Origin of the sequence: Chryseobacterium sp. VD8 (genome assembly GCF_037149975.1) — a bacterium.
Classification (GTDB): domain Bacteria; phylum Bacteroidota; class Bacteroidia; order Flavobacteriales; family Weeksellaceae; genus Chryseobacterium; species Chryseobacterium indicum.
On sequence record NZ_JBBCQL010000026.1, the window covers coordinates 20,489 to 30,502 of the forward strand.

Below are 10,014 nucleotides of genomic sequence, written 5' to 3' on the forward strand. Positions count from 1 at the left end.
ACATTTTAAAACCTTAATTTTGCACCCCGAAATAAGGATCATCCATTATGAAAAAATTAGGCGAATACAGAAAGCTTCTGGAAGTTGATAAAAATGTAACACTGAAGGAATTAAAAACCATCTACAGGAATACGATGAAAGATACGCATCCTGATAAATTCATCAACGATGAAGCAGGAAAGCTGGAAGCGGAAGAAAAAAGCAAATCTGTGATTGAAGCCTATCATTTTCTGGTAAGCATCAATCCGGAAACGCAGGAAAAATATAAAGAAGAATACACCGAAACCATTACGAAATCCAATATTCAGGATTTTTATCTGGAAAAATCGGTTCTTAAAGTACAGCACCTGAACGGAAATATGTACGAATATCTTGGAGTTCCGAAAAATACCTACATCAAAATGGTGAACTCCGATTCTCCGAGCCGTTTTGCAAGAAGACATATTTACGGAAGTTTCGTCTACAGAAAAGCCGGTGAGGCAATGGCGGAATAATCACCTATTTACAATAAATAAGAGCTTTCAATTAATTTGGAAGCTTTTTTATTTGATTAATTTTTTTTGATTGTCCGTAATTTGTCAGAATAAAAACCTCTGCGATCTCAGTTAAGTTTTAACGCTTCTGCGAACCTTAAAAACTAGTTTGTTTATAAAAAAGTCTTTGCCTGCTTAGCGTTAAAATCAAGCATTATGATTGATAACAGATAATCAATTAAATTTTAATTTTAACGCAAAAGAGTCGCTAGCTTTTTTAAATTATTGAACATACTTTTCGATCACAAAGGCATTTTACTCAGCAAATGAGCAATCATGTTTCTTTTCTTTTTTAAGATTGCTTCGTTGCATCAGAACTACGTTTGCAGATCTTCAGTCTGTTTGCAATGACATAAAAAAACCGCATCATTGCTGATACGGTTTTCGGTTAATTAAGGTGTTATATTAGTCTAAATGTTTTGGCGTAAAACCATCTTCACTTAGTTCTCTGTGTTCATAATCCGCTTTCATTTCAGCTTCATAATCTACTTTTTTATGTTTACCCATTCTTCTCAGAATTGAATCAAATAAAGAGTAAACTACCGGTACAATAATCAGGGTAAGGAATAGAGATGATGTTAAACCACCAATAACTACCCATGCCAAACCTTTGTTCATCTCCGCTCCTGCTCCTGTCGCCAATGCGATCGGCAGCATCCCGAAGATCATCGCAATCGTTGTCATAAGGATTGGACGAAGACGGGCGTGATTTGCCTGTACCAAAGCGTCGTGTGTATTAGATCCTGCTGCTTTTCTGGCATTGGTAAAGTCGACAATCAAAATTGCGTTCTTCGCAACCAGACCAATCAACATAATCATCCCTAGCATCGTAAAGATATTCAGTGAATTTGCTGTTAAGGCAAGAATTACCATTACTCCGATCATTGCCAAAGGAATTGAGAATAATACCACGAAAGGATACACAAAACTGTCATACAATGAAACCATCACAAGGTAAACCAATACAATAGCTGCCAATAATGCGATTCCCAACGTACCGAAACCTTCCTGCTGGTTTTCCATATCTCCACTCCAGATGTAATCTACACCTATAGGTTTGTTTTTGCTGTCCATGAACTGTTTTGCCCATTCGTTGGCAACGTCTCCTACAGGTCTCCCTACTGCTTTAGCTCTTACTTTTACAGAAGGCGATTTGTCTCTACGCTCAAGCAAACTCGGTCCTGATCCCATTTTAACCTCAGCAAACTGGCTAAGACGAACCTGCTGTCCCTGAGGATTCGTAAACATTAAGTTTTTAACATCATCAATAGACTGTCTGTTCGCATCTCCGAAACGGATATTGATGTCATACTCGTACTCTCCAGCTCTGAATTTCCCGTCTGTATTTCCGTTGAATGCAGTCTGCATTGTCTGTCCTACACTTGAAAGATTCAGGCCTAAAGAAGCCATTTTATCTCTGTCGATATTTACCTGAACTTCAGGATTTCCTGAATCTGTAGATAATTCTGCATCTACTGCTCCCGGAACTTTTTTCAGCAATTCTAAGATTCTTGTTGCTTCTTTTACGGCTGTTGCGTTATCCGGAGCGGTTACCACCATTTCAATCGGTGCATTTTCAGCACCCATGATTCCGATTGGCGCCGTTTTGAATTCTACTCCTGTAAATTTCTCTTCTAAAGCTCTTTTTATTTTTGCAGCTTTAATGTTGGTACTTTCAGAACGTTCAGATTTATCTGTTAAATTTACCTGAACTTCCGACTGATAAGTTGTCGCCTGAGCTCCGCCAAAACCTGTTGACTGCTGTCCTACTGTGGTAATTAAATCAACAACATCTTTATCGTTTCTTAAAAACTTCTCAACATCTAATGTAAGCTGATTGGTCTTTTCGATTGTTGCATCTTTTGGTAATTCCATCTGAACAAGGAACTGCCCTCTGTCGATCGGTGGGAAAAATTCTCCTCCGATAAATCCGAATGCTACCAACATGAATGAAGAAATCAATACGATGAAAGTAATCACGACTGTGGAAATTCTTCTTAATGTGGTTTTTAAACACCATTCAAGAATTCCTGTGATCCAGTGGGTGAATTTCTCGATTAAACCTTCAAACCAAAGGATGAATTTTTCGAACCAGTTTTTTCCTGTTAAATGCTCAAGCTTACCAAATCTTGAAGACAGCCACGGAATGATGGTAAATGAAGCCAGCAATGATAACATTGTTGCAATAACTACCGTGACGCAGAACTGAGCCAGAATGTTGGCTACCAGACCTGAACTCATCGCAATCGGTAAGAATACCACCACAATTACCAAAGTAATCGCTGCAACGGTAAACCCGATCTCCGAAGCTCCGTCATACGCTGCTCTGATTTTGCTTTTCCCCATCTCCATGTGACGGTAAATATTTTCCAGTACAACAATCGCGTCATCCACAAGAATACCTACCACTAAGGAAAGTCCCAGTAAACTCATTAAGTTCAGCGTATATCCCATCAGATTCATTCCGATGAACGTTGCCACTAACGAAGCCGGAATGGAAACCATTACGATGAAGGCATTTCTGATGCTGTGAAGGAATAATAACATTACAATTGCCACCAGAATAATCGCTAAGAATAAGTCGAAAATTACGTGGTTGGCAGATTCAAGGGTAAAGTCGGTTGTATCGTTTACCACTTTTACTTTTACACCCTGTGCTTTATAAGCTTCCTGAACGGTTTCAATGGTTTTCTGAACGCTTTCAGATACTGCAACCGCATTGGCATCAGATTGTTTTTTAACCTGCATTAAGATCGTAGGAAACTGGTTGAATCTCGCTACTTTCTCCACATCTTTCTGAGAGTCGAAAACCGTAGCAATATCAGATAAACGAACCTGTGCTCCGTTTTTATTGGAAACCACAAGATTGTTCATTTCTGCTACAGATTTATACTTTCCGGATAATCTGATGGTAGATTTTGACGTTCTGGTCTTTAAACTACCGGTAGGGAAATCCAAGTTTGAAGAAAGGATTGCCTGTTGAACATCTCCGATGGAAAGTCCGTAACCCTGCAGTTTTTTCTCGTCAAGATTCACCTGAATTTCTCTTTCCTGTCCACCCACAAGGTCAACCTGCGCAACACCGTTTACACGGGAGAAAATAGGCTCAATTTTTTTATCTAAAAGATCATAGAGATCTTTGCTGTTTAATTTGTCTGATGAAATACTCATCGTGATGATCGGTAAATCATCCAGAGAGAATTTATTAAGAGAAGGCGCTTTTACATCATCCGGAAGGTCTGCCAGAATGGCGTTTACTTTTCTCTGTGCATCATTCAATGCATAATCTACATCAGCTCCGTCATTCAGCTGAACCATAATTACGGATAAACTTTCATAGGAAGAAGATTCTACTTTCTTCACGTTTTCCAAAGAACCAACGGCATCTTCAATTTTTCGGGTAACGGATGTTTCCACCTCTGCAGGCGAAGCTCCCGGATACACCGTAGAAATGGTTACCATATTGGTTTCAAACTTCGGAATCAATTCGTATCCCATGAGTGTGTAACTCAGGATACCTCCCAACGTAAGAATCGTAAACAATACGATTACCAACGATGGTCTTTTAATCGATATTTCTGCTAACTTCATAAACCTTCTACTTTACGATATTTACTTTAGATCCGTTATCCAGATTGATCTGTCCGTTTGTCACCACCTGATCTCCGCCATTCAGTCCGCTTAAAACCTGAACTTTATCGCCATATACTTTTCCAACGGTTACTTTGATGAGTTTAGCCACTCCGTTCTGTACAACAAATAATTGCCCCGAGCTTACCCCGTTTACAAATGCTTCTGCAGGAACCGTTAACATATTCTGCGTTTCTGCACCGTTGTTTGTTTTAAAGATTGCTGTCGCGTACATACCCGCTTTCAGGTTTCCTCTGTTCTTAACTTCAATTTCAACAGGGAAATTTAAAGAAGCATCACTTTTAGGAGCGATAAATGTAATTCTTCCTACAAATGAGTCTTCCGGTAAAACGTTAACTTTAATCGGAACTTCCTGCCCTAACTGAATTTTCCCGATCTGGCTTTCATCAACCAAAACTGAAAGTTTTAAGCTGTTGATGTTTACGATTTCGAAAAGTCCTGTCCCCGGAGCAACTACCATTCCCGGCTCTACCATTTTTTTATTGATGGTTCCGCTGATTCCTGCACGAATGCTTGTATCATTTACTTTTACACCCTGAGCTCTTAAAGCAGCCTGAGCGTTTTTAAGCTGTAATCTGGAATTATCAAGCTGCTGTTTGGTAACTCCTCCTGTTTTGAAGGCATTTTCATAACGCTGGTTGTCCGCAATAGCATTCTGCAAATTGTTCTGAGCCTGTGTAACATCTACTTCAATAGCATCTCTTTTAATGGTTGCCAATACCTGTCCTGCTCCCACTCTTGAACCTTCTTTTACCAAAACGCTTACTACACGTCCTGAAATTTCAGAAGACTGGTTCATTTCCTGTTTCGGGATAAATGTTCCGTTTGCGCTGTAATCTGTATCAATGTTTTCTCTCGAAACCGTTATAACGTTTACGTTAACTTTGTCTACCTGCTTTGCAACCTCTTTTACTTCCTGCGTCTGCTTTTCTTTATTTCCGGCAATCTTGTAAGCTGCCAAACCAACCAGTACGGCTGCTACGATGATATATATTAAAGTTTTTTTCATAGTTTATTACGGGTTTTGTAGTGTATTTAATTCTCCTTTTGCTTTAATTAGCTTGATTTCAGCCTGTTTGTAATCCAGTAAAGCATTAGCGTAATTCTGTTTTGCCTGCGTTAAAGCATTTTCTGCATCCAGAACTTCTGTAAGTGTTGCTAAACCGTACTGGTAGTTGGATTGTGTATTTTTCTGAACTCTTTCTGCCAATCCTACGTTGTCTTTCATGCTTTCAATATTAATTAAAGCATTTTCTATGTTGGCAATGGCATTTTTATAATCTAAATTAAGGCTTAACTGTGTATTCTGAATATCCAGATCAAGATCCTGAATATCAACTTCTGCCTGATTGATCTTCGCTTTTGTAGCTCCTCCGGTAAAAATCGGAATATTAACATTTAATCCGATTGCAGAGTAATCGCTCCAGAGAACACCATTTTTAAGCCCGTTGGTTAATGGAAATTTTGCTCCGTTTGCACCCCAGCCGTAATTCGCAACAAGGCTTACTGTAGGGTAAAGATACGCTTCAGTCGCTTTTTTATTAAAAACCAGAAGTTCTCTGTTTTTATTTAAAACTTTGATTTCGGTACGGTTATCAAGATTTAAATTTCCTGCAACCAGTTCCGGTTTTGGTTCAATGGTTTTTTCTTCAAGCTCGATATCAGATTCAATTGGAACCCCCATGTAGAACTTCAGTGCATTTTTAGCAAGCTGAACAGAATTAATTAATGTCTGTTTGTTTGATCCGATGTTGGTAAGCTGAACATTGGTTCTGTCGAGATCAATGGATTTTGCCAGTCCGTTATCCACCAGACTTTTAATCACATTTCTTACTTTTTCGGTATTGGCGTAACTTGCCTCTATCGTTTTAAGATTTTCTTCCTGAACAAAAACCTGATAGTAAGCGGATGCTACGTTTTCGATGATCTGCTCATTGGTAAGCTGCGCATTAAGAACATAAAATTCTCTTGTAGATTTTGCCGCCTTCAGTCCGGTGAACACTCTCTGATCAAAAATTGCCTGTTGAAGCTGTACGGAAGCCGTAGAGTTCCAGGGCTGTCCGAACTGGGCTCTGATTTTTTCGCCTCCAAATGCAAGAAGGGATTCCTGAATAATCGGATTGTAAGTGACACCTGCTGTCGCTGAAATCTGAGGTAAAGCTCCTGCTTTTGCCTCATCAATCTTGTATTCGGCTTTTTTGATCTGTAAAGCTGCCTTTTTGGCTTCCGCTTTATTCTGAAGTGCCTGTTTGATCGCTTCCTGTAAGGAAACCTGCTGTTGTGCAGACACCGATGAAAAACCGAACATCATAAATGCAGCCGCTATTCCTACTTTTAGCTTGTTTGCAGTTATACGTTTTTTCATAATATTATACTTCGTTTATTTTTTTAATGTAATTATTATGTTAAATGCTTTTATATCTAAATGACGAATCATTTCTTAAAATACTTTAACATTTTTTTAGTTTTTAAATAGCATATTCAAAATGATCTCTTTTCTTTCGGAAATGATCTTATCGAATTCCTCTTCGCTGATCATAAGATTTTCCATTAATAAAGGTCTTACCGCACTTGGGAAAACCAGCAGAGAAATCATATTCAGAAGAAAATGAATAGGTTTCATCCTCTCTATATTTCCCCGTTCCATTTCTGTTTCAATATCTGTAAAAAGCCTTTTCAGCTCATCTTCTTCGATGTCTTTTTTGTGGCAGTTTCCTTTATTGATCTGTGAAACGATATAGGTTTCGAGATAAGGATACTGAAGACTTGTAGACAAACTTCCTTCGATAAACTGGCCGATCTTTTCTTTCAGAGGAAGATCAGAATTCATGATAATTTCAGATTTTTCTTTTTCCACTTTCTGAGCTTCATCAAAAATAATCTGAATGAGATTGTCCCGTGAGCGGAAATAATAATTGATAAGCGTTCTGTTGACACCGGCTTCATCAGCAATCTCCTGAGTAGTAGCGTCAAACTTACCTTTCACAAAGAATAAATTCTTTGCTGTGTCTTTAATTAATTCCTGTGTTTGGTCTTTTTTTGCTTGATTTGACATTTTTGTTAAACAAATTTGTGCAAATTTAAATCAAATTTTATTTTTGACAAAATTGTTAAACAAAATTATTAAACAAATTAGTGTGACATGCATCATATTTTTGACTTTAATCTCAGATTACGACTTATTAACCTTTGAAAAATAACCTGATTTTATATCTTTGCCGAAAAATTAGTAACCGATGCGAAAAATATTGTTTCTATGCACAGTTTTCTGCTGTGGATTTTTGTTTTCTCAGAACTTTTCTTGGGTAAAACAATTCAGAAGCTATACAGACTATACTGATCATATTTCAAAAGTCCAAAAAGATGATAATGGAAATATGTATCTTTTAGGTAAGACCCTTAGTTTCAGTGGAATTGATGTAGATCCAGGACCAGGTGTAAATCTTTTAATTCCAACAAATTATATAAGTTCAGGAGGATCAGGAACAACCTTTGTCATCAAACTGGATAGTAATGGTAATTATCTGTGGAGTTACAAAATAAGTAATGTACATAATGATGTTGAGTACGATTTGAAGGTTAAAAACGGAAAAGTATATGCACTCACCAATAAATCTGTTTATCAAGGAAATTATATTAATGGCTATGCTACAATTACCACTTTAGACCTTAATGGAAACCTTATTAATGAAACGCAGGTAACAAACTCAAATCCAAATTCATTAGATGTTGATAACAACGGAAATGTATATCTAAGTACTTTTACTTTTTATGATCTGGTATTTCAACAAGCTGTAAATACAGCGTTTAATGATACAAACTCTACAGCGGCTTCGTATATTATTAAATTTAATTCTTCTTTACAGGTTCAATGGCTAAAAAAAGTTACCAACGGAATCGAAAATAAATTGGTTTTAAATTCTAATAATGATGTCTATTTTGCGATGAATAATATATATGGTCAGTCTCGGTATACATTGCAACGATACAACACTAACGGGACTTTGCTTTGGTCTGGAATTCAAGAAGACCAAAGTTATTCTGATATTCTTGTTGATAAAAATGATAAACTTATTGTTTCAGGTCAATGGATGGCTCAGTTTTTACCTATTGACGTAGATCCTTCAAGTAATCAATATTTATTGCCTTCCAATACTTATATCAGCCTTTATTTATTGTGGTTCGATACTAATAATAATTTACTTGATGTAAAAAAATATTTAAATAACGGACAGCATTTTCCTTTATCTATAGAGGGTTTAAGTTGTGATGATTATAATAACCTGCATGTTAATGGATATTTTGATAAAACTTTCGATGCCAATCCTGACTTGGGAGTAAATAATATTGTATTCGGAAGCGGATATTCAGAAGGTTGTTCGATAACTTTTAACCCTAATAGAGAATATAAAACATCTTTCAGAATAGGATCTACGAATGCCTATAAACCAAATGCGTATGCAAGAGTTTATCAAACAGTAAATCTTAATGACAGTTATTATTATGTCGGAACTTTTCACTGGAACTGTGATTTTGACCCTTCTGCCAATGAGTATTTTTTAAATACAATAAACACATCAACAACTAATGATGATGGTTACTTGTTAAAACTAGAAAGATGTAATAATTTACCTCAAAATTCAAGTATGAACATTTGTTTAGGTGCAAATATTCAGTTGAATGCAACTGGCGGAACAACCTATAACTGGACTGGGCCAAATGGATTTACTTCAAATCAGCAAAATCCTACAATTCTCAATTCAACAACAGCAAACTCTGGAATATATACTTGTCAGGTTACAGGATCTATTAATGGATGCGACGGAAGTTTTTCTGTGCATGTAATTGTTGGTGATATTACTCCGCCAGTTCCTAATGTAACAAATCTTACCAATATCATAGGAGACTGTCATACTACGATTTCCAATTTTCCAAAGGCAACAGATAATTGTGCCGGAATCATTACGGCAACCACTACCGATCCTCTTTCCTATTCTGTTCCGGGAACTTATGTGATCCACTGGACTTATAATGACGGAAATGGAAATATTTCGGCACAAAACCAAAATGTAACGGTAACAGCAACGGCATTACCTGTAACAACCAATCTTCAGCAAATTTTCTGTAAAAGCACCAATCCAACAGTTGCCAATATTCAGATTACAGGACAGAATATCAAATGGTACAATGCAGCCGGAAATGTTTTGCCTTCAACAACGGCGCTGGTAAACGGACAGACCTATTATGCCTCCCAAACGATTAACGGATGCGAAAGTGATAAAATCGCTGTTCAGGTTACTGTAAATGAAACTCCGAAACCTACAGGAAACGCTGTTCAGGATTTTTGTGCTTCGGCAAATCCTACTTTGGCAAGTTTAGTTGTAACCGGAACTTCCCTTAAGTTTTATGATGCCGCAGGAAATATCTTACCGCTTACAACTCCTCTGGTGAACGGAACAGTTTACTACGTAACACAGACAGTGAACAACTGTGAGTCTGAAAAACTGGCAATTACGGTAACACTCTCAACGAATAATGTTCCTGCCAATGATTATTCGGCGACGTTCTGTAACAGTACGACAGGGAACTCTATGATGGTGAATTTAACGTCGTATCAAAGTAATATTATTGCCAATCCTTCCGGATATACATTTACTTATACGGATGATTTTGGGAACGTAATTAGCAATCCTTCTGCATATTCTATCAATTTAGGTGCTACTGTAATCCACGTAAAAGTTTCCACACCGGACGGATGTTTTAAAATTGTTCGATTAAATCTGGCTCTGAACCCTAAACCTATATTCAATCTTCCTGAAAGAATTGATTT

At 37.2% G+C, this 10,014-nt stretch carries 5 protein-coding genes and 1 pseudogene; 2 read left to right on the forward strand and 4 right to left on the reverse strand.

Features of this window, described 5'->3' with window-relative positions; genetic code table 11:
* Positions 1–47: 47 nt before the first annotated feature.
* Complete coding sequence (locus WFK35_RS05045; RefSeq protein ID WP_214589951.1) at positions 48–494, forward strand: KTSC domain-containing protein; 447 nt, start codon at positions 48–50, stop codon at positions 492–494.
* Positions 495–938: 444 nt separating this feature from the next.
* Here WFK35_RS05045 and WFK35_RS05050 read toward each other — a convergent pair whose 3' ends face one another.
* The 4 genes from WFK35_RS05050 to WFK35_RS05065 all read right to left on the reverse strand — a co-directional run bounded on the left by WFK35_RS05050 (position 939) and on the right by WFK35_RS05065 (position 7,239).
* Entirely contained in the window at positions 939–4,124 is a 3,186-nt protein-coding gene (locus WFK35_RS05050; RefSeq protein ID WP_336731647.1) for an efflux RND transporter permease subunit, read from the reverse strand.
* A gap of 7 nt (positions 4,125–4,131) precedes the next feature.
* The gene (locus WFK35_RS05055) at positions 4,132–5,193 is read right to left on the reverse strand and encodes an efflux RND transporter periplasmic adaptor subunit (protein WP_336731648.1); all 1,062 of its coding nucleotides are present in this window, start codon (positions 5,191–5,193) and stop codon (positions 4,132–4,134) included.
* Positions 5,194–5,199: 6 nt separating this feature from the next.
* The gene (locus WFK35_RS05060) at positions 5,200–6,552 is read right to left on the reverse strand and encodes a TolC family protein (RefSeq protein WP_442892002.1); all 1,353 of its coding nucleotides are present in this window, start codon (positions 6,550–6,552) and stop codon (positions 5,200–5,202) included.
* 93 nt (positions 6,553–6,645) lie between these two features.
* Positions 6,646–7,239: a TetR/AcrR family transcriptional regulator gene (locus WFK35_RS05065; RefSeq protein WP_336731650.1), complete on the reverse strand. Its 594-nt coding sequence runs from the start codon at positions 7,237–7,239 to the stop codon at positions 6,646–6,648.
* Between the two features lie 181 nt (positions 7,240–7,420).
* Between WFK35_RS05065 and WFK35_RS05070 the strand changes: the two are divergent.
* Positions 7,421–10,014: pseudogene (locus tag WFK35_RS05070) on the forward strand (hypothetical protein); the annotation flags it as partial.

Coding starts and splice junctions, on each gene's coding strand:
- WFK35_RS05065 (WP_336731650.1), bottom strand. CDS start 7,239: ATGTCAAATCAAGCAAAAAAAGACCAAACACAGGAATTAATTAAAGAC.
- WFK35_RS05050 (WP_336731647.1), bottom strand. CDS start 4,124: ATGAAGTTAGCAGAAATATCGATTAAAAGACCATCGTTGGTAATCGTA.
- WFK35_RS05055 (WP_336731648.1), bottom strand. CDS start 5,193: ATGAAAAAAACTTTAATATATATCATCGTAGCAGCCGTACTGGTTGGT.
- WFK35_RS05045 (WP_214589951.1), top strand. CDS start 48: ATGAAAAAATTAGGCGAATACAGAAAGCTTCTGGAAGTTGATAAAAAT.